Source organism: Sulfurospirillum sp. (genome assembly GCF_036802865.1).
In the GTDB taxonomy this organism is placed as follows: domain Bacteria; phylum Campylobacterota; class Campylobacteria; order Campylobacterales; family Sulfurospirillaceae; genus Sulfurospirillum.
The window spans coordinates 340,024-365,421 of sequence record NZ_DAIRVK010000001.1; the positions used below are offsets into that span (position 1 = coordinate 340,024).

The window sequence follows — 25,398 nt, forward strand, 5'->3', positions numbered from 1 at the left end:
TAACATAGCCCACTCATAAAAGGATGTTATAATTTTGCATTATTTCAAAGGAAGTGTATGCGCGTAGGAATCATCGGAGCGGGTGGTGTTGGTGTTGAGTTGTTGAATTATCTTTTGACCCTTGGCAATATGAGTGAAATTATCTTGGTCAATCGTACCAAAGAGAAAGCTTGGGCAGAAATCGAAGATTTCTCCTATGTTGCTTCGTTTACGTATGCTCGAAACACACACTTACATTATGGCGACTATGCTGATTGTAAAGAGTGTGATGTGATTGTTATTACCGCGGGGGCTCAGCTTAAGGGCAACCAAACCAGAGATGAACTTTTAGGTGAAAATGCCTCTTTGATAAAAAATATGGTACACGAACTTTACCAGCATGCCCCCAAAGCCATTCTTATCATGGTGACCAACCCCGTTGATGTTTTAACGCATATCGCTTTTAAAGAAGGGCTTTACCCAAGAGAACGACTCATCAGTGCGGGGACATTGGTTGACACTGCGCGCTTTATGAAAATTGTCAGTAAAAAAGTGGGGATTGACCCTAAAAATATCTACGGTTTCGTTTTAGGTGAACATGGAAAAGGCAGTACGATTCCTTGGAGTATTTGCAATATTTGCGGTCTTGATGTCGATACTTTTTGTGAACTCAACGGCTTGCCTCATCTGGATAAAGAACAAATTTACCACGATGTCATCAATGCGGGCTTTGAGATCTTCCATAAAAAAGGCAATACGAACCATAGTATAGCCGCAAGTGTTTTTCGCATTGTTCGAGCCATTGCTAACAACGAACACTCGGTTCTTCCATTAGGCGTTTACCTTGATGGTGAGTATGAACTTCACGATGTTGTCCTCAATGTTCCAGTGGTTGTAACCAAAGAAGGTGCCAGCAAAATTCTCAATTATAAACTTTTACCCGAAGAGCTTGACGCATTACATACGAGTGCAAGCGTCATGCAGAAAATGGCAAAAGAGGTGCTGTAAAGCTACCTCGTCCACTTCCAGTTCAGAATCTCAGGCATATCTTGACCGTATGTTTCGATGTATGTTTTATGCTCACACAGTTTTGCGCGCATTTTTTGTCTAATTGACTCTGCATGAGCATGCATTTTAGGAACGCGGTCCATCACATCTATAACCAAGTGAAACCGATCCATGTCATTGAGAACAACCATATCAAAAGGCGTGGTGGTCGTTCCTTCTTCTTTGTATCCTCGCACATGCAAATGGTCATGGTTAGCCCTTCGGTACGCTAAACGGTGAATCAACCACGGATAACCATGATAGGCAAAAATAGTAGGAGTATCTTTAGGAAAGAGGGCATTGAAGGCTTCATGGGTTAGACCATGAGGATGTTCTTCACTAGGCTCTAAGCTCATCAAATCGACCACATTGATCAAACGTACTTTGAGTTCAGGTGCAAGGTCATGTAAAATACTGACAGCAGCCAAACTCTCTAATGTCGGTACATCACCACAACATGCCATCACAACATCGGGAACACCTCCTTCATCATTACTCGCCCACTCCCAAATACCAATACCTTTTTCACAGTGCGCTATCGCTTCTTCCATTCCAAGCCACTGAGCTTCTGGCTGTTTGCCTGCGACAATGACATTGATGGCGTTACGGCTTTTAAGACAGCGCTCACCTACCCATAAAAGGGTGTTAGCATCAGGTGGAAAATAGACATTGACGATGTGCGCTTTTTTATTGACTACCACATCAATAAATCCTGGGTCTTGGTGTGAAAAGCCGTTGTGGTCTTGCCTCCAAACGTGTGAAGTTAAAAGATAGTTGAGAGATGCGATAGGCTTACGCCATGGTATTTCACGACTTGTGACTTTGAGCCATTTGGCATGTTGGTTAAACATCGAGTCAATGATGTGGATAAACGCTTCATAACAGGAGAAAAATCCGTGTCTTCCTGTCAGCAAATACCCCTCTAGCCAACCTTGACAGGTATGCTCAGAGAGAATTTCCATCACGCGCCCATCTTGCGCTAAGTGGTCATCTCCTTCTATGTGTTCTGCCATCCAAACACGATTCGTTACTTCAAAAAGCGCACCAAGGCGATTGGACGCTGTTTCATCGGGACCAAACACACGAAAGTTTTGCATATTGGAGAGCATGACATCACGCAGATAGTTACCTAAGATGCGCGTGGATTCGGCAATACTCTGTCCATGCTCTTTGACTTCAACTGCATAGTTTTTAAAATCAGGTAAGTGGAGGGATTTTAGTAAAATGCCACCATTCGCGTGTGGGTTGGCTCCCATGCGTTTTTCACCTTTAGGGGCAAGGGAGGCTAGTTCTGGGAGAAGTTTTCCATTGGCATCAAAAAGCTCTTCAGGTTTATAACTTTTCATCCAATTTTCAAGAATGGTGATGTGCTCAGGCTTTTTATCGAGTTCAGAAAGTGGCACTTGATGTGATCGCCAGTGCCCTTCAGTTTTGAGTCCATCAACCTCTTTGGGACCTGTCCATCCTTTGGGGCTACGTAAAATGATGAGAGGCCAACGAGGGCGAGTGGTATCATTGTTAACACGTGCTTCATGCCAAATTGTTTTAATCTTGGCAATGATGACATCCATCGTCTCTGCCATCTTTTGGTGCATATATTCAGGCTCATCACCCTCAACAAAGTAAGGCTCATAGCCATAACCGATGAAGAGTTTTTCGAGTTCATTGTGGCTAATGCGAGAGAGTATCGTTGGATTAGCGATTTTATAGCCGTTGAGGTGAAGGATGGGAAGTACGGCTCCATCGCGTTTTGGGTCTAGGAATTTATTGGAGTGCCATGCGGTAGCAAGAGGACCCGTTTCGGCCTCTCCATCGCCTACGACACAACAGGCAATTAACTCAGGATTGTCAAAGACAGCACCATACGCATGGGATACTACATAGCCAAGTTCACCACCTTCATGGATAGAGCCAGGCGTTTCAGGTGCAGCGTGGCTAGGAATGCCACCAGGGAAAGAAAACTGTTTGAAGAGTTTCTGAAGCCCCTTTTCATCTTGAGATATGTCAGGGTAAACTTCGCTGTACGTGCCTTCTAAGTAGGTGTTCGCAACCACGGCAGGACCTCCGTGACCTGGGCCTGCCATAAAAAGCATTGTTAGGTTATCTTTATGGATGACACGGTTCATGTGCGCATAGATAAAATTGAGCCCCGGAGTAGTGCCCCAATGCCCTAAAAGACGAGGTTTGATATGTTCTAAAGAGAGTTTCTTTTGAAGCAGAGGATTATCAAGCAGGTAAATTTGTCCTACTGAGAGGTAATTTGCCGCACGCCAGTAAGCGTTAATGCGTTGAAGTTCTAACGAAGAAAGTGGTTCATGTGCCATGTCATCTCCTCAAAATGAGTCATAAGGTTATGCTACTTCAATTTTACTTAAAGCACATTGGGGTTGTGTTATGATGATCTTTTTATTTTATGTGTGAGGATTTTTGATGCTTTGTGCCATAACCCATGTGCCATCTCCCCAGTTGCAACATTGTGAACTTACCTTTGTCGAAAGTGAGCCTATTTCGATTGAAAAGGCAAAAGAACAGCATAAAAATTATTGTGCTATGTTAGAGCGTTGTGGTGTAAAAGTGATTGTTTTAGACGAAAATAGTGTTTTACCCGATAGTGTTTTTGTGGAAGACCCCATTGTCGTCTTTGATGAAGTTGCAGTGCTTACTTCTATGGGTGTAGTATCTCGTAGGGCAGAGAGCGAGTATATGAAAAAAGTTTTTTCACAGTATCGGACAATTGAACGCATCAGTTTGCCAGCAAAAATTGAAGGTGGCGATGTGCTGAAAATCGGTAAAAAGATTTTTGTAGGCGAATCTGCTCGCACGAATCAAGAGGGCATTCAAGCTTTAAAAACGATCATTAAACCGTTTGGTTATGAAGTTTTTTCTGTGAAAGTAACAGGATGTTTGCACCTTAAAACAGGGGCTACAGCACTCGATGAAAAAACGATCTTCATCAATTCAGCTTGGGTTGATGCGAGTGATTTTGAGGGCTTTGAACTGATTGAAGTGCCAAGCGATGAGCCTTTTGGTGCAAACGTACTCAAAATCGGTGATACGCTTTGTATGAACGAAGCATTCCCCAAAAGCATTGCAGTGGTAAAAACGCTTGGCTATAAAGTTGATTCGGTGAATATTAGTGAATTTGTTAAAGCCGAAGCGGGGTTAACGTGTATGAGTGTGCCGTTTATCTGTGAAGATATAAGCCTAAAATAAGTGGTATCATGGATTAAAGCACTATGAGTTCATTCGCGACTTCAATGAGGTTATCATCAGGGTCACGAAAATAAACCGATAAAAGCTCACTCCTAGCACCTGTGCGTTTTACTGGACCTTCCGTGCAGACAACACCACAATGGTGTAGATGCTCTAAAAACTGCTCGATGGGCATGAGTGTGATGAAGCATAGGTCTGCTGAACCTGCGGTTGGTCGCGCAGCTTTAGGTTCAAACTCATGTCCTACTTCATGTAAATTGATTTTGCTATGACCAAATTTGAGTGCTTTGCGCCCTTTAAAGGTTATCTCCTTCATTTGTAAAACCGTGGTATAAAAAGCACAACTTTGTTCAATGTTAGCAACCGTTAACACAAGATGGTCTAAGTGCGTAATGAATGACATGCTAATTCCTTAGGAAATGAGGAGTGAATGTACTCCTCATGAGAGATAACGTTTAAAGCGTGATTTTTGTGCCTAAAACGGTTAAAAACTTTGCGATCCATTGTGGATGTGCTGGCCATGCAGGGGCAGTGACAAGGTTTCCATCGACCGTAGCTTCGGTGACTTCGATGGATTTGTATGTTCCTCCAGCTTTGGTGACTTCAGGTGCGCACGCAGGGTAAGCGGAGCAACTTTTTCCTCCTAAAACATCAGCGGCTGCAAGCAGTTGTGCTCCATGACAAATCGCAGCTATTGGTTTGTTGGCTTTGGCAAAATGACGTACTATCTCGAGTACTTTTTCATTCAGTCTAAGATACTCGGGAGCGCGACCTCCAGGGACAACAAGGGCATCAAAATCTTCGGCTTTGATGGCATCAAATGTGCCATTGAGTGTAAAATTGTGACCAGGTTTTTCGCTGTACGTTTGATCACCCTCAAAATCATGAATGGCGGTTCGTATAAATTCACCCGCTTTTTTGTTCGGACAAGCGGCGACGACTTCGTGTCCAACTGCGCCTAAGGCTTGAAAAGGCACCATCACTTCATAATCTTCTACATAATCTCCGACGATAAAGAGAATTTTTTTTGCCATCATGACTCCTTTTAAAATGGTTTTATACTGGATTATAACCTTTAAATATTAGAAAAATCAAGTTATTTGGAAGCCTTCTCGTAAACCAAAGGATAGTTTAAAAGTGGTACATATTCACCCTCATACATAGCATCATTTTCGTCAATTAAGGTCTGGACAATGCCTGCCCCTTGGGTTAAAGTTGCCTCTTTTTCAATAGGACGATCGGTGATGACTTCTCCCATAACATAAGGCGTACCATCAAGGTGTGTGTATGCCTCTTTTTCTTCTCTAAAATAACGAAAGGTAAAAGGCGTTTGAGCAAACACATCTTTGCCTAAAGTAAAGCGTTGGGTTGCCACCACTTTTCGATACCCCACAGCGGCATTTAACGCCTCTTTTTCTGTAGGATAGAGTAAGCGTGGGTGAATAAACCCTTCATCCGTGAGGTACGCTTTTTTTGCCACAAACTCACCCATGAGTTTTACATGTAAACGTTGTTGTGTTACGAGAATATGGGGTGTTTTCAAGTCCAATGCACGCCAGTTATCGTTATAACCGTTCTCTTTTGTGATACGCTCTTTAAAAAAAGCTTCCATACTTTCAGGCATAACACCGTACAAATTAGCCCCCACAACGTGTTTTAAAAAAGTGCCAAATTCGCCTTGGAGTGTTTTGCGGTTGAGTGGATCACCTCTACCTGAAGTTGCTTTGCCTTCTTTGATAGTGTAAGCGAGATAATCCATCTCCGTCCAACCCAATTTCCCTGCAAATTTACGTGGAAACGCCCACGTCGAATCAATCGTATTGCTGCTTCCAGAGGTAAACGAGGAGGGTTCAAAACCGTAGTTATCGCTATGGCATCCTACGCATTGCATGAGCTCTTCACCTTTTTGTGCGCGTAAATGCCCTTTGGCATCTTCGATAAATCCTGCCAAAATCCAACCAGCACCATTGTTAATCCACCCTTGTTTTTCATTGAGGTAGAGGGGCGCGTCTTCTTCTTTTTCCGCCGCTTCCCCTGGGTAATACATACGCGTTTTGACCATATAGCGTATCTCTTTTACCCTCGTAGCGCGCGTGCCATTTTTACGAAGATCGACATAATGCAAAGGATGAGCAAACTCGGTGTACAGTGGGTAAAGCCCACGATGAACTTCGATCTCTTTTGCTTTTCCAAAGTAAGTTTTAGGATCGTTGGATTCAAGTCTGTCGGTAATAGCGCGCTCTAAAAGGTCAAGATTTTGAGCATAAATGGCTTCACTCCACGCCCCTTTTTCATCTTGCATAAAAGCTTTAGGCAGACGAATGTAAATGCCAGAGACACTCCCACTCATCGGTGTAAAAATGCCATAAGGCATAAAGTTGATGGCACGCCAACCCGTCATATCTGCAAATAAGGCGCGTGTTTTAGCTTTGGTTCGCACAAACCCATCCTCTTTGGCAGGAAGATCAGAAGGACTTAGATCAGGAAAAAGCCGCCAAGCTGAGTCATCGTCTCCATTTTCCCATCCCGCTTTTCCACCGCGTTTGGCATAGGCTTCGCTCCAATTATCTTCTTCTAAATAGCCAAGCATTTTGGTTTCATCAAAGCGGTTAGGACTTTGTTGATAGGCTGTTTCTAATTTTTCAGGAAAAAGAGTGTTTTCCCAAGGGTTGATACTCGGAGATTTGGTTTGCTGGGTGGCAGGGGCAAAGCTGTAGGTGGTTTGCAGATTGCCCGTAATGCTTGAAAGTCCTGCTTGGGGGTTATTGTTGCCAAGACGTGCGCGAGCAGGGGCATTGGTATGGCAGAACATACAGGCGTTTTGCGTTCCCTCACTGGTTTCGATATAGCACTGCGCAGGAATGTTCGCATAGGGGTTTTCAAACGTCGTTCGACTCACAAACTCCCCTTGCAATGAGCCGCCAAAGCCCATGATAGGGCTTTGGCAGAGCAAAAAGATGAGGCGCTTAAAGCCCAGGGATGCCATAGATGTATCCAATCGGTGCTTGAAATTTATCAATCAATGGCGTTAGTTTTTGCTGAAGCTCTTTGCTGGTTGTTTTGGTGAAATCCGCTTGATGTTGCGCGTTGCTCATGATGTATGCGTGTCCATTAAGATTTTCGACTACTTGAAGCCCCGTAGATTCAGCACCTGCAGGAGTTGAAAGAATTCGAGAGAGTTTTTTCGTGTCTATGTTGTACGCCCAAAGGTAGTTATTGACGTGTGCGCCACTGTCTTCACCGATGAAAAGCGTGCGTGCACGGGAGGAGTAAAAGAGATTGTCGGTATTGGCGATTTTATCCACAACGCAGGTATTACCATCTTTATCCGTTGCCATCTCTTCGCCGAGGAGCATACTTGGTACGTGCATAGAAATGGGAACAAATTCGCTTAAAATTGGCTCATGATTGGTATCGTTGACATTGCTAGAAAGGGTGAGTTCGTAGGTTCCGCCGCAACGATTTTTAGCCACTTTAATGTCATCGTTGGCAAAGGTGCTGTCTTTTGCCATTCCTTTTTCAATGTACGACATCGCGATATAGACTTTTTTGTCTTCAGGATTGAATGCAACCCCTTCCATTTTGTTAAATTCCGTTGTTGCTCCAAGGTATGCCGCGTAACGACGGGTTTCTAAAAATGCCGCAACTTTTTCCATTCCCGGTTTGAGTTTGAGGTATTCTATCTCAGAGTGTCCTGCTTTGATTGCTTTAAACCCTTCATGTTTTGTGGCATCAAAGCTTGCAGGTGCATAGGCTTCAAATATATCGTTGAAGGTGTATTTGTCTTTCCATTCGCGCACTTCTTTAGAGGAGGCATGTCCTAATTTGATCCATGAAAGGGTTGCTTGACCGCCATCTTTAGCACCATCTTCATTGGTTTGATGCCATTTAGTCGCGTACATCGTTCCATTGTCCAAATCGCCTTTGGAATCACCAACATACATGAAAAGACCAACATTTGTTCCATCATCGCCAAAAAATGCGGTTTTGCCATCGGACATGATTTTTGCCATTTCCCACGTTCCTCTACCCATCGCAAAGTGTTTGGTGACATCTGTTTTGCCATTTTTATCCACTGCAATTTCTGTGATATGACCATAATCGTAAGGATTTGCCTCTTTTTTACCTTCAAAGTAAAGCTCATTCATCGCTTTTAAGCCTTTTTGAGCTTTTTTATACTCCACACCACTTGCTGCTGTAAAGAAAAGATCATAGTCCTCTTCTGTTCCTAAGTGCGTATTCCAAGGTGTTTGTGACCCAGCACAGGGAATCCAAATGCCCCCGACTTTGGAGAAATCTATAGGGTATTGATCGACGGCTTTAAGTTTTCCACTCTTCATATCTTGTTTAATGGTTGTAAGGGTCATGCTCATGGGTGCGCGTTCATGCCAAACATCGGTTTTTTCAGCCGAAGAGCCATCGCTTAAAATCCAGTCGTATTCATAATGCGTGACAAGATAGAGTGAACCATCTACATTTAAAAGTGAGTTGCTATCGGGTGTTTCAGCAATGAGAGGTTTGCCAAAAGGATCCATCAGTGGTTTCATGGAAGCTGAGTAAAGTTGCCCTGCAGGGTTTTTATTGGTTCCTACTTTGTCTTTGACGCCAAAGAGTGTTTCATAGGAGAGATTACGTTCGATTTTTCCACCGTTTGGTGTGTGTATAATGACTTTCGCTTCAGAGTACGTTTTTGCCATTTTTCCAGGTGTAGAGGGTGCTTCCATACCGATAAATTCAACTGTATTTCCTGCACACAAGCTTGAAGCAACTAAAGAGAGGGAAACCAATACGGGCTTGACGATTTTCACAGTAACCTCCAAAAATATGATTTAGTAAAATGGTAAGGAAGAAGAGTTACAATTGTGTTACAAACTTAAAAAGTAGCGTTAAAACGATAACCTATAGTGAGCTTGAAGTAAGCTATTTTACAATGATATAAAATTATGCCCCAAGGAGAAAAAGATGAAAAATTTTTTAGCTACGATGATGTTTTTTTGTATGACAATATTAGGTTTTGCCAAGGAGGGTTTTGTGACGTATAGTGTAGATGGTAAAACATACGAAGGTTACTACAGTACCCCTTCAAATGAGGCGCCGTTGGTTTTTATTATTCACGATTGGGATGGACTTAATGAGTATGAGATGCAACGTGTAAAAATGCTTAATGCTCTTGGGTATGGTGCTTTTGCTATAGACCTTTTTGGGCAAGGTGTCAAACCTGTTACCATTGAAGAAAAAAAGGCATTGACGAATGCACTTTACAATGATCGAGCAAAGATGCAAAAACTTCTTGATGCCAGTTATCAAACGGCTAAAAAAGAGGGTGCGAATGTGGGTAATGCCATAGGAATTGGTTATTGCTTTGGCGGTGCGGCACTTTTAGAAATGGCACGTATGGGAACACCGCTAAAAGGCTTTGCTGTCTTTCATGGAGGCTTAGCAACGCCGGCGGGAGAAGACTATAAAAAGACAAAAGGGTTTGTGCTTGTTTTACACGGATCAGCCGATGCAAGCGTGAGTATGGATGAATTTGCAGGACTTGGAAAAGAGCTTGAAGCAACAGGCATTAAACATGAAATGATCGCGTATAGTGGTGCGCCTCATGCCTTTACCGTTTTTGGAACAGACAGATATCGTGAAGATGCCGATAAAAAATCATGGAGAAGGCTGGTTGAATTTTTAGATGAGACACTTTCTAAATAGAGTTCTTCAGAACTCTTGATACGTGGTTAAAGCTTTGCTTTAACCACTACGTTAATACTATGTTTTCCTCGGCGAAAAGCCAACGCACCTCTTTGGTGCTTTAACTTTTTGCAAAAAGTTCATAAGGTATGTTTTTTGCTTGTACATTGGCATGTAAAAAAGGAGTGGCTATGGACAACAGACTATTTCAAATTGACCCTTATGCAGGCATTAGTTACGGGCTTTACAACTCAGTTAAGGGTGGTAAAGGAAGTTTTGAGGACTTTTTGTTGCACTATGACTCAACAGGAGCCAACAAAGAGGATAGTTCATGGCTAACCAAGCTTGTTAAAGAAGATACTTCCAATGCGCTTAACTCACCCGAAGTGTGGCAAGCTATGAACACATTGGGAATTAATGGATCTGACATTATGGGATCAGTGAGCTCATCTGACTTTTTTGACACCCAAGTGAGTGCCTTAAAAATGCAACTGATGGAAGCATTTAGCAAACGGTCTGATTATAAAGAGATGAAACCACTGTTAGATCAATTAATGAGCTAACGACACACATAGGTGATAATATCTAACTCGACGGTACCAATGGTAGGTTGGTACCATTGTGTTGGATTGTTTTGAATCTCTCTAGCCGAGCGTGTACTGCTACCAATTTGCCTTATATAGCGTGAAGGACAATTTATTTCTGCCTTAATATAGACAATCGTATCAAAACTTTGGCGTCTTAATGTGATCGTACTGTTTGTTGCTTGTTTACCTTCTTCTAAAACGTAGTATTTATAAATATCTTTATACGCAGTTCTGGGTATTTCAATTTCTTGCGATTTGCTTATACCATAAGTACTGATGGAAAGAACAGCGCCACAAATAAATACCAATTTTTTTCCGCTAAACATACATTTCTCCCTCGTCAATCTTCTCTCAATTGTAGCAAAAGATGGCTCAATATTGATTGTAAGCAACTAAAATGTCACAATTTCATAATTTATTCATCTTTAGGATACAATAAGCTTCTTCACATTGTCGCACGTTTATAAAAAGGCTTTGCATGGAAAATAGTGTGGAAAAAGAGCAAGAACAAAAGATTAAACTTTTATCGCGTGAATTACGTGTGGTGCAAAAAAATCTTGTAGAACAGTTTTACACTGACCCGCTTACACGGTTACCCAACCTTTATAAATTGCGTCATGATTTGGAAGAGACCAATGACTTTACACTCATTCTTGCCAACATCGATAACTTTAAACTTCTTAATGATTTCTATGGTTTTGTCGTTGGGGATTTCATCTTAGAGTCATTTGCGAAAACCCTTAAAATAGAACTAACAGAGATTGCTGTTTACCGCATCGCAGGTGATGAATTTGCCATTATGTTGCGTGAAAAGCTGAGCTTTTATTTACTCAAAAACTATCTTAACCACCTTTCCAAACAACTGACCCATCTCAAATACGCATACGCCCAGACAGAGATTTATGTAGACTGTACATTTTCATCAAGTGCGAGTTTTTCAAACGACGACATTTTTTCCAAAGTGAGCATGGCGCTCAAATACGCCAAAAAAGAACAATTGAAGTTTTGGATATACGAAGATACCATGAACTTTGCCCAAGAGTATGAAAGCAACCTCAAGTATGCCACCAAAGTGCGCAAAGCGATTGTTGATTTTTCGGGGATTGTGCCTTATTTTCAGCCGATTATTGACAATAAAACCAATGAAATCATTAAGTTTGAGGCACTCGCTCGCTTGATCGATGAAGAGGGTATTATTCATTCACCGCACAATTTTATTCCTGTTGCGAAAATGATCAAGGTGTATGACAAAATCACCATAGCCATCATAGAAAAAAGCTTTAAAACATTTGAGACGCATCCGTTTGACTTTAGCATTAATCTCTCTTTTGAGGACATCATCAACCAAGAAATTTATGACTTTATCATCCATAAATTACGAGACTCTAACATGGGGCATCGTGTTACATTTGAGCTTTTAGAGTCCGAAAAGGTCAATGATTTTGAAAAAGTAGTGCATTTTTTCAATGAAATCAAGCGCTATGGTGCAAAAGTGGCGATAGACGATTTTGGGAGCGGTTTTTCCAACTTTTCCTACATTATAAAGTTAAATCCTGATTTTATCAAGATTGATGGTAGCCTCATAAAAGACATCGATAAAGATAAAAACGCACAGATCGTTGTTGAAACTATTGTCGCTTTTTCCAAGAAACTGGGCATCAAAACGGTTGCAGAGTTTGTGCATTCCAGCACAGTTCTCTCAACGGTTAAACGCTTAGGCATTGACTATTCACAGGGTTATTTTATCGACATGCCTTCACCGCAAATTGTTATTTAGGCAGATCAAGCGACTTCTGTATCCCATAGTATTGAGACGCCATATTCTGGGTCTGGGATGATGTATTTGAAGTATTCGCTCGTTCCTTTTCTGCCATGCAAACGCACTGTTATTTGCCCTTCTTTAAGCAGTTGTTTCATTTCGTATTCACTCAAACTTCGTTTGTTCCAGCGTAAAAAAGTGTTGGAGTAAACCCGAAAACGACACGAGGCATCGCTACTAAAAACATAGTCATCGTTGATGTCACGCTCTTTTTTCGCATGTTCGCAACTGTAAAGATTGACCTTTTGACCTTGAATGGTAAGCTTTTGTGATACTACCGCTCCACCGCAGTATGGGCATTTACCAAGAACCATCACACACCTCTGTTTTGATTTATGCGGTTATGGTAGCAAAGTGGGAAAAGGGAGGTTAAAAATATTTCAGAATGAAAGAAAAAGAAGAGGTAATGGTGAAGAAATTACTTTACATGTAAAGAATTACTTACACCATTTATTCTAAAAAATTGGGACATTATATTTTTTCATACATGTTGTTAATTTTTCCAAGTACTCAGGATTGCTTTCATCCGTCGTTGGTTGGATAAGTAAATTGCAACATAAGACAGAGAGTGTTACGTTATTTTCTGTTGTAGCACTTAAAGATTCGGGTACATAAGCTACTAGTCCTGAACCTTTGTACAACTTATCAATTTCATGATGTGTCAATGAATAGATAATGCCACTTGCTTGACTTTTTTCATCTCTTAATAAAGTTGCCAATTTCCCAATTCTAAGTTTATACCCTTTTACAGTAGCAATTCTGGGATTTCGAGGAGTTACACCTTTATTAGTAAGGATTTCTGGATCCATGTATAAACCATAAAAAAAGACTTCTTGTAGTCTATGCTCCGAATTATCCATGATTCAATTCCTTTATAAATTGACTTCTTTCAAAACTAATAATAGGCATTCTACCCAAGCAAACATAGTATTAATGTAGCTTTTAAAGTTTTAAAAGAACTCTAATAATTTTTTCAGGTTTTAAATTATGTAGTTACTTACAAAAACCTCTCAATAAATCTATCCAAACCTTCATCATTCATAGCACCCGTTACACGCTCAACCTCGACACCATCTTTAAAAACAATGAGTGTAGGAATAGAGCGAATTTTAAAGCGCGAAGCGAGAAATTGCTCGGCTTCGGTATCGACTTTAGCGAATAAAACGCGAAGAGGGTAAGCGCGTGCGGCTTGCTCGTAAATGGGGGCGAACATTTTACATGGACCACACCAAGGTGCCCAGAAGTCAACAATGACGGGAACATCGGTACTCTCTAACACGGCTTCGAGGGTGTCGCTTGTAAGCGCAAGAGGGTGTGGGTCAAGCAAGGAAACTTTGCATTTTCCGCAATTTGCTTTTTTATAGACGTCCTGTTTTGGGACATTATTGGTTGCAAGACAAGAGGGACAAATAACTTTCATAGGTTATCCTTTTGTAGCGTATTCTTTTAAGGCATTTAATATTTCAGGCTCTAATGACCATTCTTTGCCATCAACAGACATGACAGACTCACGTTTAATGCCATCCACTGAGCCTTTGGAGACGATAAATTCAAGGTATTTCTCAACTTCTTCAAAGGTAGGCAACACATTTACCTGTAAAATTTTTTCGAGTTCAGCAATGAAACCATAACCTCCCCAGTTAGAAACCGAAGCGATCATCGGGTAGTCGCAGGGAATGACACAGTAGTCGTAAAAAAACTCTTTATCTTTAAGTATGGCTGCGAAGCTTCCCATGCCTACTTCATTGCCACCATCACCGATGCCAAAACTTGGGGCTGTTTGACTTCCTTTTTTAAAGAGTTCATCCACAGGTGCGGTGAATTCCTTGACCGAAACACCCCTTGCGTTAAGATAATCGCCTTGTGCATTTTGTCCGCAACGCTCAATGGAAAGATGGCATATCGGTTTGTATGTGTTTAAAATCATATCGATCTCTTGAGCACTTAAACCCTCAAGTGGAATGTAAAGCGTTTTGATGTCAGGAAAATAGTCCTCGCAAAATGAATCGGTGATAATGACTGGCGTATAGCCCAGTTTCAAAAATGCTTTGGCTAAAAAGTATGCTCCCAAAGGACCATCGGTTTCAGCAAACCCTGCAACGTAAAAACCTGTATAGATGAAAACAACACCCTTATCGAGTTTGATGAAAGCATTAACAGCATTTTTGGTATGTTCATTGGGAAAGTGGGCCTGAATTTTGTCCATATTGCGGGTAGAGTGCTGGAGAACGATCTCTTCAATGGTATGAAAATTGCGCATGAAAGCCTTTGCATCTAAAAAGTTTACTGGAAAAATTGTACCTAAAATTTGATACAATTTAACCAAAAAAAGGGATTAAAATGTCACCACATGAGTTGCGCGCTAAAATTGCCAAAGGCGAATTTACAAGACCCACCGCGGGCGAATGCCCCGGATACATTCAGATGAATATGGTAGCACTTCCAAGAGAATATGCGAAGCGGTTTGAAGCATTTGCAAAAGAAAACTCTAAAGCAATTCCTGTTTTAGAAGTTATTCACGAGGGACATCTCTCCAAAGTCTTAGCACCAGGTGCGGACATCTTAAAAGAGATACCAAAATACAACATTCTCAAAGATGGTGTTGTTGTTGAAACGGTTACAGACATTACGCCGTATTACAATCCTGATCTTGTTTTCTTTCTCATTGGTTGTAGTTTTTCATTTGAAACCGCACTGATTGAAAATGGTATGCCACTTCGCCATGTCGACCAACAAAAGAACGTTGCGATGTACCGTACCAACATCAAGCTAAAACCCATTGAAGGTTTTGAAGGTGAAATGGTGGTCAGTATGCGCCCGATCAAAAAAGAAAAAGTAGCCGATGCGTGTGTGGTCACCAGCCATTACCCACGCATGCACGGTTCTCCAATTCAAGTGGGTTACCCAGAAATGATCGGCATTAACGATGTTTCAAAACCTGATTATGGCGATGCCATTGAGATCAAAGCCGATGAAATCCCCCTTTTCTGGCCATGTGGTGTCACACCTCAAAACGTCATTTCAAGCATGAAACTCCCTTTTGCAATCACGCATTCTCCAGGGCACATGTTTGTGACTGATAAAAAAGACAGTGAATACTACGAGTAAGATTACTTTACAAATGCTTCTTGAATGGTGTGGAACTTATAGTTTTTCACGACATCAGGAAGCTTCTTCTCCATCATCGTAATTCCCTGAGGTTCATTTTTATTGCCATGAATGAGAATGATACTGCCTGTTTTAACAGGCTCATTTTTGGCTATCCATGCATTCGACCCTAAAGGAATTAAAAAGTAGGTTTCTCTAAGCTCACGCATTAATTTTTCATCTGCAATTAAGCCTGGAAAACGAAAGAAAACAGAGGGTGTAATGCCTTCTTCCAAAAGCGTTTTTTCAACTCCCAGTATTTCGGCTTTTACATTTGTATTTGCATGCAACATAAAATTTTGACGTTCAGGAAGTTTTGGGTCGTAAAAATGGGTATGCGTGTGGTTTATCCACGTGATCTCTAAAAGTGGATTTTTCACAAGTGCTTCAAACTCTTTTTCATGGTGATCTTTCCATCCAGAACTCAGTGCAATGGCGATAGGTGTTTTGCCATTTTGTTTGGTTAACTTTTCTATAAATTCACTTTCATATCCTTTTTTGGTGGAAGGGCATAAATCCATCGTAAGATAAATCGCTTTATCATTTTGTGTGACACCATGCGTTGCGCCACCTTTCACATAGGATGTAGTTGCCTCACTCAGCTGTTTTGCAAAAAGTGTTTTTGAAAAGTTTTCATCTAAGGGCATCAATTTTGAAGCATCCAACGAAAGTACTTTTGTTTGCAGTGTTTGCGTGTTGGTCGTAAGGTAAAAGGTTATACTTGAAAGCTCAAAACGACGTGAGATAAGAAAGAGAGTATCGTTTTCTTGGTACTGTTTTACATATATTTCATAGTGTTCGATGTACTCAAGAGCGGACAATGGAAGCCAGCATAGCACTAAAGAAAAAAATAGTCGTAGCATGTAAACTCCTTTTAAAAGAATTTTAGCTCTTTTTTGAAAAAATATGATTATAATTTTGTTCAATAGACTTCTTTCCTGACCCTTGAAAAGAGTAAGAGTTTGCTAAGAGTGCGTTAATTTTAAAAACTCAAAATTGAGTCATAGCCGTAGCTATGGCGATATTTTTAGTTTTTAAAAGTGATGGGCTATGAGCGATACTCTTTTTACAATGGGTCAGGAAAGAAGTCTAATAGTGCAGGCGGTGTTTGAGTTTTCAAACGGATTTGAAGGTCTTAAAGCCTAATAGAAATAATGAGAATAAGAGAATGACGGTCAACGAAGCAGTTTTAGAGATGCGTTATAGTGGAATCCCTGAGGAAGACATTGAGGAGATTCTTGAGATTTGCAAGAAAAAGGGGCTAACCCCTCAGACAATAGACAAAGAGCTTGAAGCCAAAGGATTGGATAAAGTTTTTGAGTTTGAGTACGATGCAAGCGAGAGTTGGTTTGAAGGTGGCGCAAGTGCAGCCCCTGCACACAAGGCACCTGTAAAACAGGGATTAGAAAAGGAAAAAAAGTAGATGGCAAAACAGATAAGACAACTGATTGAAGAGTATTATGAAGTGCTTTGGAATGATAAAAAACTCGACCAAGCACACCGTTTTTTAGATCCTTCCCTTAATTTTAGAGGCTCTTTAGGTATGCGCGTTGACAGCATTAATGGTTTTTGTGACTACGCAAAGATGCTTTTTAGTGCTTTCCCTAATCTTTACCATGTCATTGAAGACATTGTCATTGATGGCGATAAAGCCGCTGTAAGACTTGTTTATACAGCGACACATACAGGAAAACTCTTTGGATTTGAGCCTACCGGAAACCGTATCCGTTACTCAGGTGCGTGCTTTTTCAAATTTGAAAATGAAAAAATTGTTGATGCATGGGTTTTAGGTGACCTTAACGCATTGTACGGACAACTTAACGTCGCTGAAAATCATTAAGCGTTCCAAGAACTCTTAGTGCTTTGCCTCTTTATACGCCATCATGGAGTGGACGATCAAGGTCGTCACGATGATGGCACCTCCCATAAGTGTATTGATCTGCGGTTTCTCATCCATTAAAATCCACACCCAAAGAGGCGCAAGAACAGGTTCAATAATCGTTAGAAGTGCCACTTCAACCGAAGGTAAGGTTTTCGTACCCATGCCGATAAATGCGCGCGAAAGCGGTGTAAGCACTCCCCCCATAAACACAATAATCCACAATGAATAACTATCTGGTACGATCATTGGCGCTGTCAGTGCTGCTAAAAGGGAAGCCATAAGTGCGCCCGTTCCAAAACAGGCAAGGCGGTTGGCTTCTTTGTCTCGCTCCAAAACAGACAACATCGACACAAAGGCAAAGACACACCCAAAAGCATAGAGGTTGCCTTCCATATTTCCAAGTTCTAAGTCATTGAATAAAATAATAGCAAGTCCTATAAACACAAAAAATATCGCTCCAAAAGTACGGCGTGGTGTTTTTTGTCTGAAAAAAATAAAGGCGATCATCGCACTTACAAGCGGTCCTGTACTTAAAATAAACACGGCACTGGCAACACTGGTATGTTTGATAGCAAGAATAAATAAAAGATTGCTCAGTCCTATGCAAAGCCCGCTCCATAAAATCGTGGAAAGATGATTTTTATAAAGGGAAGCTACACTGTTTTTATGCTTTGAGTATAAAGTGATGTTCATTGTTAAAAACATACACAAACCAAAGTAAAATGTAAAATTTTGAGCAGGGACATGCGTCATTTTAATCAGCGGTGATTCAAAACTCATCAGTATCATGCCTAGGGTTGTAATCCCAAAGGCTTTGGTGTAGTTCATGGGATTACTTTGTTTGGTTGTTGCGAAAGTGGATATAAAGTTTTTCGATTTTTTCGCGTGCCCAAGGGGTTTTACGAAAAAATTTTAGACATGAGTTGATGCTTGGGTTGACATGGAAGCAGTTCATACGCATCATCTCATCCAGTTTTTCCCAGCCATAATGTGCTTGAAGTTCGGTGACAAGCTTTTCGAGCGTGACGCCGTGAAGTGGGTTTTTGGTTGGTTCGTTATTATTCATTGATTCCTCAAAAATGGATTTACATGTAAAAAGATTTAATAGAGTTCTTGCAAAGTCAAATTTGTAAGAACTCTAAGCGCTAATGGCGCGTGGGCATTCTGCGCAAGTGTACCCAGTGTGAACGTAGTCTTTTCAAGGAAACTTCGTTTTGAGCTTTACTTAAAAGACGTGTCAAAAGTTCTGAAAGAACTTTAATTGTTTCGTTCTACGCTAAGTCCCGCATAGCTTTGTACCGTTGGCATAATTTCAATGCGATTGACATTAACATGCTCAGGAAGTTCCGCTAAAGAGAAAATGGCATTAGCTATATCTTCTTTAGAAAGAGGCGTTGTGTTTTTATACACAGAATCTGCTTTTGTCTTATCGCCTTTAAAGCGTACATCAGAAAATTCTGTCAGTGAAAATCCTGGTTCAACATTGGTTACACGGACATGTGTACCTTTAAGGTCGGTTCTAAGATTTAGAGAGAATTGTTTTACAAAGGCTTTAGTTGCACCATAAACATTGCCACCTTCGTATGGCCAACTACCAGCCGTTGAGCCGATGTTAAAGATGTACCCAGATTTACGTTCTACCATAACAGGAAGAACCGCTTTTGTAACATAGAGTAACCCTTTGATGTTGGTGTCAATCATGCGCTCCCAATCATCCAAACTTGCTTCATTAGCGTGTTCTAAGCCCAAAGCAAGCCCTGCATTGTTGACTAAAATATCGATATTTTTATACTCTTTTGGCAAAGAAGCAATGGCGTTAAACACCTCTTCTTTTTTGGTAACATCAAAACAAAGGGGTAAAATATCGCATGTGGATAAACGCTCTTTAAGAGCATCTAAACGCTCTTTGCGACGACCAGTGACGATGACTTTATAGCCAGCTTTAGCAAATTTTTCAGCCGTTGCTTCTCCAAAACCTGAAGTAGCACCAGTAATCAAGACGGTTTTTGACATGTCGATCCTTTTCATGTACATAAACTTCTTGCATAACCCATGAAAAAAGAGTATTACTGATAGCACATCACTTTTTAAAACTAAAAACATCACCATAGCTTTAGCTATGCCTCCATTTTGAGTTTTAAAAATTAATGCACTCTGAGCAAACTCTTTATTTTTTCAAGGGTTGTGTAAGAAGTCTAATTTGCGAAATTATAGCCAACTAAGCTATAATGATACCTTTGGTAACGTCACTCAAAATGGCTTTAAGCGGATAAAAATCCTAAAATTAGCCTTAAAATAGAAGTTCCAAAGCACTAATTTCAACTTTACACACTTTTTGATTAAAAATTCACCACATTTTTTTGATAACTTTTCCCAAAAATATACTACTATTTCCTTATGAAATAAAAAGTACTACTTTTAGTATTCTTAAATTTTACTAAGGTGAACGACGTGGCAAAACAGAAATTTGGCAGAGAAATCATTCAAAGCGTGATTGAAAAAAATAAGACCAAAAAACGTGAAATTGCACAACTGACAATTAAAATTGATGCCAAGCTTGACATCGCCCTTGGTAAACTTGCAACATCTCTTAATATCTCTAAAAACCGACTCATCGAAGATATATTAAAAGAGAGTGGTATCATACAAGAAGTTGAGGAAAACTATTATGAGTAACTTTCCTACGCAAAACAGTGTGATAGAAGCGATGCTTGATGGAATGCGTCAAGCGCAAAAAAACTTTTTATTTTGGACAAATAACCGACTTTCACTCTCCAATGGTCCTCAAAAAATTCTCTCCATTCATGTTGCACAAGCCTTAAGCCTCATTGAAAATGCTCCTGAGGTGTTCATCGATGCTACGGTATCGGATATTTTACGTTGTTCTCTGCCCAATCGTAAAGCCTTTAAAACTTATATGGAGAAAAATGCGCTTTCGCAAGATGTTTTTAGCATAACACTGGATGAGCGCTTGTTACATCAAAGCCATAATGATTCCATTTCAAGAGTCATTATTACGCTTAAAAATGGTGTGTGCAATGCCAAAGCAGAGTACAGTTATGAGATTGAGAGGTTATGCAAGATGTTACACCGAAAATTTGAAGAGTCCTCGACATTGGATTACGGTGTTTTTGCTTTTTATGCAGACCTTTCTACTTCTGCACGTAAGAAATTAACCAAACGTATTCCCGATGTTATTGCGAGTTTTGATGAAGTCGTGAGCCATTTTCCCACACTGAAAGCTTCTTTTGTTCAAACGCCAGTGCATGAAGTGGTTGACGTAGGTGAGTGGATGGCAGGATGTTATGTGATTACGCCCAAAGCGTGAAATTTCACCTAAATACTTTATGCATGTAAAGAAGTATTTGGCTGAGATTTCAAAATTTATAAAGGAGTGAGAATGAAGAAAATGTTTCCAAAATTGACTGCTTCTTTAGCAGTATGTTCTGTACTTGTAAGTACAAGTATTGCAGCTGACGTAATTAAAATTGGTGTGCAAGCACCCATTACTGGACAATATGCCAATGAAGGGCAAAGCATTGATAATGGTGTTAAACTCATCGTTGATCAGTACAATGCCAAAGGTGGCGTTTTAGGTAAAAAAATCGAAGTTGTAACATGCGATGACCAAGGTACCGCGCAACAAGCAGCAATTTGTGCAAAAAAACTAGTGAATGAAGGCGTAAAAGCGGTTATTGGGTCGTACACTTCAGGTGCAACAGAAGCAGCACAAACCACCTATAACAGAGCAGGTGTTCTTCAAACCAGCGATGGCACGAGTGATTCGTTGATCGCACACAAATACTGGACATTTTTTAGAAATTCATTCCCGAACAGTGCTGAGGCAGACTACACAGCCAAATACTTTGTGGATGGAAAACAGTACAAAAAAATCGTTATTCTCTCCGACTACTCAAGTTACTCTACGGACTTAGCAGACGCTACAGTGAAAGCTTTGAAAGCTAAAAATGCCAACATCATCTATGAAGGCAAAATCAAGTCTGGTACCCAAAACTTTACAGCAACGCTCACAAAAATTAAGTCTATGGACCCTGATGTTATCTACTTCAGCGGGTACTATACCGATGGTGGATTATTGCGTGCGCAACAACTTCAACTTGGCATCAAAGCAGACTTTGTGGGAGGTGATTCTAACGACAATCCTGATTACATGAAACTTGCAGGCGATAGCGCAAAAGGAACTTTACTTATTAATGTTCCTACACCTGACATTTTGCCTTACGACATTGCTAAAACGTTCTTGATAGATTATAAAACAAAATTCAATGCGATGCCAGCATCTATCTGGTCACTTATGAATGTCGATGGTCTTCGTGCTATTCTTCATATGATGGAGCAAACCAAGTCTGAAGATACGAAAGTCATCGCTGAGGGTTTACATAAGCTCAAAGATTTTCCAGGGATTACCGGTCCTGTAACCTTTAGAGAAGACGGTGAACGCATCGGTGGTGGTTATATGACGTATGAAGTTCAAGCGGATAAAAGCTATAAGATTGTTTACCAATAAGCATTTTGCTGATACACTTTCAGCCCGCATTGCCAAGGATGAGTTTCATCTTTGGCATGCAATTACATTAGGATAAGGTTATCTTATGGATATTTTCTTACAACAAATGGTCAATGGCCTGACCATCGGGAGTCTGTATGCACTGGTTGCATTAGGCTATACGATGGTGTATGGTGTTATGCGACTGATTAACTTTGCACACGGCGATTTAGTCGCTTTTTCAGCGTTTATTGGCTTAAGCGTTTATGCCCAAATTTTTGGAGAGAGTGTTACTTCATTGATCGCGGTCATTACGGTTTTTGTTTTTACTGCTGCCATCGTTGCTTTTGTGGGTGTACTTCTTGAGCGCCTAGCGTATAGACCTTTACGAACTGCACCACGTCTTAGTGCCGTTGTTTCGGCACTCGGAGCTGGGTTGGTCATTCAAAACTCGGTGATGCTGATTTGGGGTCCTAATATGAAAATATTCCCTTCCAACCTTTTCCCTGCCACCATTTGGGAAATAGGCGGTATTGTGATTACCTTTACACAAGTGATGATTTTAGGGCTTTCATCCATTTTAATGGTAGGACTTTACTTTTTCATTCATCAAACGAAAATTGGAACGGCTATTCGTGCTGTTGCCATTGATCAAGACGCGGCAAAGCTGATGGGCATTAATGTCAATCGTATCATTATGATTATCTTCATCATTGGCTCATCTTTAGGGGCTGTGGCAGGGCTTTTCATTGGAACCTATTATCGTGGTGTTACGTTTGATATGGGATGGATGTACGGGCTTAATGCCTTTGTTGCGGCAATTATGGGTGGTATCGGTAATATTCCAGGTGCAATGTTAGGAGGCCTTCTTTTAGGGCTTTTCAATGCAATGATTACAGGGTATATCTCCACGCAATGGGCAGAAACCTTTACATTTGTACTTTTAATCGGCATTTTAGTCTTTAGACCAACGGGTATCCTTGGTGAAACTGTGGCGGAGAAAGTATGATGAACAAAACCAGTATGATAGCCATAGCGCTACTTGTTTTTATGGGCTTTTATCCGCTTTTTGTTGACTCTGCATGGTTGGCGGTCGGTACAACGTTTTTGGTTTTTTCAGTCGTGGCGTTCTCTCAAGATATCATTCTAGGACGGGCAGGCGTTTTTCACATGGGACATGCGATGTTCTTTGGACTAGGTGCGTATACAACTGCCATTTTGAATGTTCACTTTGGACTTCCCATTTTAGCCACATGGTTGCCAGCGGTATTGGTTCCAATGCTGGTTGCGTTTATCTTGGTATTTCCCATCATTCATCTTCGCGGTGACTATTTATTGGTGGCAACCATCGGCTTTAACATCATTTTCATTCAAGTGTTACAAAACGATGTCTTTGGCTTAACGGGAGGTCCAAACGGTCTTTTTGGTATTGATGTTGCACGAGTCCTTGGTTTTGATTTTTCTTCTCAAACGCATATGTATTATATGGCGTTTATCCTTTTGGGAATAACGCTGTTTATCATGCGAAATTTAGATCGTAGTAAATTTGGACGAGCGATGTTTTACATTCATAAAGATGAAATTGCAGCGCAAAGTATGGGTATCAATGTGCGTTACTTTAAACTCTATGCGTTTATTTTGGGCGCAGGCATCGCGGGTGCTGCTGGCAGTATGTTCTCTGTTCAGTACTCAGCGGTAAGTCCAGAAGCGTTTAATGTCACACAGTCCATTATGTTTTTTACCATCGTTTTAGTGGGTGGTTCTGCTTCACTTCCAGGCGTTTTAATAGGAACCTTTGTCATGTTTGTCTTGCCTGAAATGTTTAGAGAGTTTGAAACCGCACGTTACTTGGTCTTTGGTATTGCGATGATTTTAACGATGATTTTAAGACCTCGTGGTATTTGGCCTGTTCGTTTTGGCAATATCCCTGATTTTCTTAAAAAGGGGGTCAAATGAGCGAGTATATCTTAGAAATTAGCCATGTAAGCAAGTATTTTCAAGGGCTTGTTGCCATTAATGATCTCTCTATGAAGGTTAAAAAAGGGCAGATATACGGCATTATCGGACCTAATGGCGCTGGGAAAACGACTTTGTTTAACTGTATTACGGGTATTTATCGACCTGAAATTGGGCAAATTTTATGGAAAGGTAAAGACATCAAAGGCATTAGTCCGTATAAAATTGCGGAACTTGGCATTTTAAGAACCTTTCAAACCATTCGCCTTTTTGCGGAGATGAGTGTGGCGGAAAACATTATGTCGGGTCGTCACATCAAGTCTAAACAACATTGGTATAACGGAGTGATTCCAACGCCTGCATATGTCAAAGATGAAAAAGCCAACTGGGAAAAAGTGGGCGAGTTAATGGAGTTTTTCAATCTCACAGAGTATGCGACCATTCCAGCGGGAGATCTCTCTTATGGCGTTCAAAGACGCATAGAAATGGCGCGTGCACTTGCCGCTGAGCCTGAACTGCTCATTTTGGATGAACCAGCTGCTGGACTCAATGAAAACGAGACATTGGAGCTAACCCAAACCATTCGCAAAATCCAATCGATGGGTGTGACCATTATGATGATTGAACATGATATGGAAATGGTCATGAGTTTGACCGAATACATCACGGTTATTAACTTTGGTGCCAAAATCAGTGAGGGTATTCCTTCGTATGTGCAAGACGATCCAGTGGTAATTGAGGCGTATATTGGCAGTGATGAGGATGACGAAGATGAATGAAAAACTACTGGAAATTAAAGGCTTACACGTAAACTATGGCGCTATTGAAGCGATCAAAGGCATTGATCTTTTCGTCAATAAGGGCGAAGTGGTTACGATTTTAGGAGCCAATGGGGCAGGAAAAACGACCACACTTCGTACCATCAGTGGACTTTTGAAGGCTAGTTTGGGAAGTATCGTTTTTGATGGTAAAGAGATTACACACGTACCTGCCCATGATATTGTCAGTTTAGGCATGAGCCACTCACCTGAAGGTCGTCGTGTTTTTGGAACACTCAGTGTTGAAGAAAATCTCATGATGGGCGCGTACAGTTTGAAAAAGTATGACGCTTCAACGTTGAAGTGGATTTATGAAATTTTACCGCGTTTGCATGAACGTAAAAAACAGCTTGCAGGTACACTCAGTGGTGGAGAACAGCAGATGTTAGCCATTGGTCGAGCCATCATGAGTAAGCCAAAGTTGTTGATTTTGGATGAGCCAAGTCTTGGGCTTGCTCCTGTTTTAGTTAAAGTGATTTTTAAAGCGATTAAAGAGATTAGTAAAAGCGGTGTAACAGTTCTTCTAGTAGAGCAAAATGCCAAAGCAGCTCTGAAACTTGCCAATCGAGGTTATGTGTTGGAGCTTGGAAAAATAACACACAGTGGTAGTAGCGAAGAATTGTTAAATTCAGAAATGATTCAAGAGGCGTATTTGGGTAAGAAGAAGTAAGGTTAAATTTAAAAGCGTCTGTCTTTTGGCAGGCGTTTTTTTTGGCACAATTTTTATATGACAAAATAAGTACTACTTTTAGTACTACAAA

28 protein-coding genes and 1 pseudogene are annotated in these 25,398 nt (G+C 40.7%); 15 read left to right on the forward strand and 14 right to left on the reverse strand.

Features of this window, described 5'->3' with window-relative positions:
* Nucleotides 1-57 precede the first annotated feature (57 nt).
* Nucleotides 58-987, forward strand: coding sequence for a lactate/malate family dehydrogenase (locus tag V7Q04_RS01740; RefSeq protein WP_333803199.1), 930 nt, complete (start codon nucleotides 58-60; stop codon nucleotides 985-987).
* 2 nt (nucleotides 988-989) lie between these two features.
* Here V7Q04_RS01740 and V7Q04_RS01745 read toward each other — a convergent pair whose 3' ends face one another.
* The gene (locus tag V7Q04_RS01745; RefSeq protein ID WP_333803200.1) at nucleotides 990-3,350 is read right to left on the reverse strand and encodes a phosphoketolase family protein; all 2,361 of its coding nucleotides are present in this window, start codon (nucleotides 3,348-3,350) and stop codon (nucleotides 990-992) included.
* Nucleotides 3,351-3,456: 106 nt separating this feature from the next.
* Between V7Q04_RS01745 and V7Q04_RS01750 the strand changes: the two genes are divergently transcribed.
* Nucleotides 3,457-4,239: a dimethylarginine dimethylaminohydrolase family protein gene (locus V7Q04_RS01750; protein WP_333803201.1), complete on the forward strand. Its 783-nt coding sequence runs from the start codon at nucleotides 3,457-3,459 to the stop codon at nucleotides 4,237-4,239.
* Nucleotides 4,240-4,252: 13 nt separating this feature from the next.
* Here the strand turns inward: V7Q04_RS01750 and V7Q04_RS01755 are convergent, their stop codons facing one another.
* The 4 genes from V7Q04_RS01755 to V7Q04_RS01770 form a co-directional block, all read right to left on the reverse strand.
* Nucleotides 4,253-4,642, reverse strand: coding sequence for a VOC family protein (locus V7Q04_RS01755; protein WP_333803202.1), 390 nt, complete (start codon nucleotides 4,640-4,642; stop codon nucleotides 4,253-4,255).
* Between the two features lie 52 nt (nucleotides 4,643-4,694).
* Nucleotides 4,695-5,273 carry a DJ-1/PfpI family protein gene (locus tag V7Q04_RS01760; protein ID WP_333803203.1) on the reverse strand — a complete coding sequence of 193 codons (579 nt, stop codon included), beginning with the start codon at nucleotides 5,271-5,273 and terminating at the stop codon, nucleotides 4,695-4,697.
* A 62-nt stretch (nucleotides 5,274-5,335) separates the two neighbouring features.
* The gene (locus V7Q04_RS01765) at nucleotides 5,336-7,225 is read right to left on the reverse strand and encodes a hypothetical protein (protein WP_333803204.1); all 1,890 of its coding nucleotides are present in this window, start codon (nucleotides 7,223-7,225) and stop codon (nucleotides 5,336-5,338) included.
* Nucleotides 7,206-9,047, reverse strand: a complete 1,842-nt coding sequence (locus V7Q04_RS01770) for a PhoX family protein (RefSeq protein ID WP_333803205.1) — start codon at nucleotides 9,045-9,047, stop codon at nucleotides 7,206-7,208. The genes V7Q04_RS01765 and V7Q04_RS01770 overlap by 20 nt, the downstream gene beginning before the upstream one ends.
* Nucleotides 9,048-9,201: 154 nt before the next feature.
* Between V7Q04_RS01770 and V7Q04_RS01775 the strand changes: the two genes are divergently transcribed.
* A complete protein-coding gene (locus tag V7Q04_RS01775; protein WP_333803206.1) occupies nucleotides 9,202-9,942 on the forward strand; it encodes a dienelactone hydrolase family protein in 741 nt (246 codons plus the stop codon).
* A gap of 170 nt (nucleotides 9,943-10,112) precedes the next feature.
* Nucleotides 10,113-10,484: a hypothetical protein gene (locus V7Q04_RS01780; RefSeq protein WP_333803207.1), complete on the forward strand. Its 372-nt coding sequence runs from the start codon at nucleotides 10,113-10,115 to the stop codon at nucleotides 10,482-10,484.
* On the opposite strand, the gene V7Q04_RS01785 is transcribed toward V7Q04_RS01780, so the two are convergent.
* Nucleotides 10,481-10,834: a hypothetical protein gene (locus V7Q04_RS01785; RefSeq protein WP_333803208.1), complete on the reverse strand. Its 354-nt coding sequence runs from the start codon at nucleotides 10,832-10,834 to the stop codon at nucleotides 10,481-10,483. The two genes, V7Q04_RS01780 and V7Q04_RS01785, sit on opposite strands and share 4 nt — an antisense overlap.
* A gap of 152 nt (nucleotides 10,835-10,986) precedes the next feature.
* On the opposite strand from V7Q04_RS01785, the gene V7Q04_RS01790 reads away from it, so the two are divergent.
* Nucleotides 10,987-12,285: an EAL domain-containing protein gene (locus tag V7Q04_RS01790; protein ID WP_333803209.1), complete on the forward strand. Its 1,299-nt coding sequence runs from the start codon at nucleotides 10,987-10,989 to the stop codon at nucleotides 12,283-12,285.
* 5 nt (nucleotides 12,286-12,290) lie between these two features.
* Here V7Q04_RS01790 and V7Q04_RS01795 read toward each other — a convergent pair whose 3' ends face one another.
* The 4 genes from V7Q04_RS01795 to V7Q04_RS01810 form a co-directional block, all read right to left on the reverse strand.
* Entirely contained in the window at nucleotides 12,291-12,641 is a 351-nt protein-coding gene (locus V7Q04_RS01795) for a hypothetical protein (protein WP_333803210.1), read from the reverse strand.
* 141 nt (nucleotides 12,642-12,782) lie between these two features.
* On the reverse strand, nucleotides 12,783-13,187 hold the full coding sequence (locus V7Q04_RS01800; RefSeq protein WP_333803211.1) for a gamma-glutamylcyclotransferase family protein: 405 nt from the start codon (nucleotides 13,185-13,187) through the stop codon (nucleotides 12,783-12,785).
* A 137-nt stretch (nucleotides 13,188-13,324) separates the two neighbouring features.
* Nucleotides 13,325-13,747 carry a thioredoxin TrxC gene (trxC, locus tag V7Q04_RS01805; RefSeq protein ID WP_333803212.1) on the reverse strand — a complete coding sequence of 141 codons (423 nt, stop codon included), beginning with the start codon at nucleotides 13,745-13,747 and terminating at the stop codon, nucleotides 13,325-13,327.
* 3 nt (nucleotides 13,748-13,750) lie between these two features.
* Nucleotides 13,751-14,587 (reverse strand): DUF4392 domain-containing protein, encoded by an 837-nt coding sequence (locus tag V7Q04_RS01810; RefSeq protein WP_333803213.1) that lies wholly within the window; start codon nucleotides 14,585-14,587, stop codon nucleotides 13,751-13,753.
* Nucleotides 14,588-14,667: 80 nt separating this feature from the next.
* On the opposite strand from V7Q04_RS01810, the gene V7Q04_RS01815 reads away from it, so the two are divergent.
* On the forward strand, nucleotides 14,668-15,435 hold the full coding sequence (locus V7Q04_RS01815) for a putative hydro-lyase (RefSeq protein WP_333803214.1): 768 nt from the start codon (nucleotides 14,668-14,670) through the stop codon (nucleotides 15,433-15,435).
* Nucleotides 15,436-15,437: 2 nt separating this feature from the next.
* On the opposite strand, the gene V7Q04_RS01820 is transcribed toward V7Q04_RS01815, so the two are convergent.
* The gene (locus tag V7Q04_RS01820; RefSeq protein WP_333803215.1) at nucleotides 15,438-16,337 is read right to left on the reverse strand and encodes a hypothetical protein; all 900 of its coding nucleotides are present in this window, start codon (nucleotides 16,335-16,337) and stop codon (nucleotides 15,438-15,440) included.
* Nucleotides 16,338-16,642: 305 nt separating this feature from the next.
* Between V7Q04_RS01820 and V7Q04_RS01825 the strand changes: the two genes are divergently transcribed.
* Complete coding sequence (locus tag V7Q04_RS01825) at nucleotides 16,643-16,897, forward strand: hypothetical protein (RefSeq protein ID WP_333803216.1); 255 nt, start codon at nucleotides 16,643-16,645, stop codon at nucleotides 16,895-16,897.
* Nucleotides 16,898-17,314 (forward strand): ester cyclase, encoded by a 417-nt coding sequence (locus tag V7Q04_RS01830; RefSeq protein WP_333803217.1) that lies wholly within the window; start codon nucleotides 16,898-16,900, stop codon nucleotides 17,312-17,314. It abuts the gene before it with no gap.
* A 15-nt stretch (nucleotides 17,315-17,329) separates the two neighbouring features.
* Here V7Q04_RS01830 and V7Q04_RS01835 read toward each other — a convergent pair whose 3' ends face one another.
* The 3 genes from V7Q04_RS01835 to V7Q04_RS01845 all read right to left on the reverse strand — a co-directional run bounded on the left by V7Q04_RS01835 (nucleotide 17,330) and on the right by V7Q04_RS01845 (nucleotide 19,369).
* Entirely contained in the window at nucleotides 17,330-18,184 is an 855-nt protein-coding gene (locus tag V7Q04_RS01835; RefSeq protein WP_333803218.1) for a DMT family transporter, read from the reverse strand.
* Nucleotides 18,185-18,188: 4 nt separating this feature from the next.
* A complete protein-coding gene (locus tag V7Q04_RS01840; protein WP_333803219.1) occupies nucleotides 18,189-18,422 on the reverse strand; it encodes a VF530 family protein in 234 nt (77 codons plus the stop codon).
* A 191-nt stretch (nucleotides 18,423-18,613) separates the two neighbouring features.
* Complete coding sequence (locus V7Q04_RS01845; RefSeq protein WP_333803220.1) at nucleotides 18,614-19,369, reverse strand: SDR family oxidoreductase; 756 nt, start codon at nucleotides 19,367-19,369, stop codon at nucleotides 18,614-18,616.
* 438 nt (nucleotides 19,370-19,807) lie between these two features.
* Between V7Q04_RS01845 and V7Q04_RS01850 the strand changes: the two genes are divergently transcribed.
* The 7 genes and pseudogenes from V7Q04_RS01850 to V7Q04_RS01880 all read left to right on the forward strand — a co-directional run bounded on the left by V7Q04_RS01850 (nucleotide 19,808) and on the right by V7Q04_RS01880 (nucleotide 25,307).
* Complete coding sequence (locus V7Q04_RS01850) at nucleotides 19,808-20,032, forward strand: hypothetical protein (protein ID WP_333803221.1); 225 nt, start codon at nucleotides 19,808-19,810, stop codon at nucleotides 20,030-20,032.
* On the forward strand, nucleotides 20,025-20,684 hold the full coding sequence (locus tag V7Q04_RS01855) for a hypothetical protein (protein ID WP_333803222.1): 660 nt from the start codon (nucleotides 20,025-20,027) through the stop codon (nucleotides 20,682-20,684). Before V7Q04_RS01850 ends, V7Q04_RS01855 begins: the two co-directional genes overlap by 8 nt.
* Nucleotides 20,685-20,756: 72 nt before the next feature.
* Complete coding sequence (locus tag V7Q04_RS01860; protein ID WP_333803223.1) at nucleotides 20,757-21,884, forward strand: branched-chain amino acid ABC transporter substrate-binding protein; 1,128 nt, start codon at nucleotides 20,757-20,759, stop codon at nucleotides 21,882-21,884.
* Between the two features lie 85 nt (nucleotides 21,885-21,969).
* A complete protein-coding gene (locus V7Q04_RS01865) occupies nucleotides 21,970-22,872 on the forward strand; it encodes a branched-chain amino acid ABC transporter permease (RefSeq protein WP_333803224.1) in 903 nt (300 codons plus the stop codon).
* Nucleotides 22,869-23,819: a branched-chain amino acid ABC transporter permease gene (locus tag V7Q04_RS01870; protein ID WP_333803225.1), complete on the forward strand. Its 951-nt coding sequence runs from the start codon at nucleotides 22,869-22,871 to the stop codon at nucleotides 23,817-23,819. Before V7Q04_RS01865 ends, V7Q04_RS01870 begins: the two co-directional genes overlap by 4 nt.
* A 41-nt stretch (nucleotides 23,820-23,860) precedes the next feature.
* A pseudogene (locus V7Q04_RS01875) lies at nucleotides 23,861-24,598 on the forward strand (ABC transporter ATP-binding protein); the annotation flags it as partial.
* Nucleotides 24,591-25,307 carry an ABC transporter ATP-binding protein gene (locus tag V7Q04_RS01880; RefSeq protein WP_333803227.1) on the forward strand — a complete coding sequence of 239 codons (717 nt, stop codon included), beginning with the start codon at nucleotides 24,591-24,593 and terminating at the stop codon, nucleotides 25,305-25,307. The pseudogene V7Q04_RS01875 and the gene V7Q04_RS01880, both read left to right, overlap by 8 nt.
* Nucleotides 25,308-25,398 lie beyond the last annotated feature (91 nt).

Coding starts and splice junctions, on each gene's coding strand:
- trxC (WP_333803212.1), bottom strand. CDS start 13,747: ATGAAAGTTATTTGTCCCTCTTGTCTTGCAACCAATAATGTCCCAAAA.
- V7Q04_RS01810 (WP_333803213.1), bottom strand. CDS start 14,587: ATGCGCAATTTTCATACCATTGAAGAGATCGTTCTCCAGCACTCTACC.
- V7Q04_RS01835 (WP_333803218.1), bottom strand. CDS start 18,184: ATGAACTACACCAAAGCCTTTGGGATTACAACCCTAGGCATGATACTG.
- V7Q04_RS01755 (WP_333803202.1), bottom strand. CDS start 4,642: ATGTCATTCATTACGCACTTAGACCATCTTGTGTTAACGGTTGCTAAC.
- V7Q04_RS01830 (WP_333803217.1), top strand. CDS start 16,898: ATGGCAAAACAGATAAGACAACTGATTGAAGAGTATTATGAAGTGCTT.
- V7Q04_RS01740 (WP_333803199.1), top strand. CDS start 58: ATGCGCGTAGGAATCATCGGAGCGGGTGGTGTTGGTGTTGAGTTGTTG.
- V7Q04_RS01800 (WP_333803211.1), bottom strand. CDS start 13,187: ATGGATAATTCGGAGCATAGACTACAAGAAGTCTTTTTTTATGGTTTA.
- V7Q04_RS01840 (WP_333803219.1), bottom strand. CDS start 18,422: ATGAATAATAACGAACCAACCAAAAACCCACTTCACGGCGTCACGCTC.
- V7Q04_RS01790 (WP_333803209.1), top strand. CDS start 10,987: ATGGAAAATAGTGTGGAAAAAGAGCAAGAACAAAAGATTAAACTTTTA.
- V7Q04_RS01855 (WP_333803222.1), top strand. CDS start 20,025: ATGAGTAACTTTCCTACGCAAAACAGTGTGATAGAAGCGATGCTTGAT.
- V7Q04_RS01845 (WP_333803220.1), bottom strand. CDS start 19,369: ATGTCAAAAACCGTCTTGATTACTGGTGCTACTTCAGGTTTTGGAGAA.
- V7Q04_RS01765 (WP_333803204.1), bottom strand. CDS start 7,225: ATGGCATCCCTGGGCTTTAAGCGCCTCATCTTTTTGCTCTGCCAAAGC.
- V7Q04_RS01860 (WP_333803223.1), top strand. CDS start 20,757: ATGAAGAAAATGTTTCCAAAATTGACTGCTTCTTTAGCAGTATGTTCT.
- V7Q04_RS01870 (WP_333803225.1), top strand. CDS start 22,869: ATGATGAACAAAACCAGTATGATAGCCATAGCGCTACTTGTTTTTATG.
- V7Q04_RS01880 (WP_333803227.1), top strand. CDS start 24,591: ATGAATGAAAAACTACTGGAAATTAAAGGCTTACACGTAAACTATGGC.
- V7Q04_RS01820 (WP_333803215.1), bottom strand. CDS start 16,337: ATGCTACGACTATTTTTTTCTTTAGTGCTATGCTGGCTTCCATTGTCC.
- V7Q04_RS01745 (WP_333803200.1), bottom strand. CDS start 3,350: ATGGCACATGAACCACTTTCTTCGTTAGAACTTCAACGCATTAACGCT.
- V7Q04_RS01780 (WP_333803207.1), top strand. CDS start 10,113: ATGGACAACAGACTATTTCAAATTGACCCTTATGCAGGCATTAGTTAC.
- V7Q04_RS01825 (WP_333803216.1), top strand. CDS start 16,643: ATGACGGTCAACGAAGCAGTTTTAGAGATGCGTTATAGTGGAATCCCT.
- V7Q04_RS01865 (WP_333803224.1), top strand. CDS start 21,970: ATGGATATTTTCTTACAACAAATGGTCAATGGCCTGACCATCGGGAGT.
- V7Q04_RS01750 (WP_333803201.1), top strand. CDS start 3,457: ATGCTTTGTGCCATAACCCATGTGCCATCTCCCCAGTTGCAACATTGT.
- V7Q04_RS01760 (WP_333803203.1), bottom strand. CDS start 5,273: ATGGCAAAAAAAATTCTCTTTATCGTCGGAGATTATGTAGAAGATTAT.
- V7Q04_RS01815 (WP_333803214.1), top strand. CDS start 14,668: ATGTCACCACATGAGTTGCGCGCTAAAATTGCCAAAGGCGAATTTACA.
- V7Q04_RS01795 (WP_333803210.1), bottom strand. CDS start 12,641: ATGGTTCTTGGTAAATGCCCATACTGCGGTGGAGCGGTAGTATCACAA.
- V7Q04_RS01775 (WP_333803206.1), top strand. CDS start 9,202: ATGAAAAATTTTTTAGCTACGATGATGTTTTTTTGTATGACAATATTA.
- V7Q04_RS01785 (WP_333803208.1), bottom strand. CDS start 10,834: ATGTTTAGCGGAAAAAAATTGGTATTTATTTGTGGCGCTGTTCTTTCC.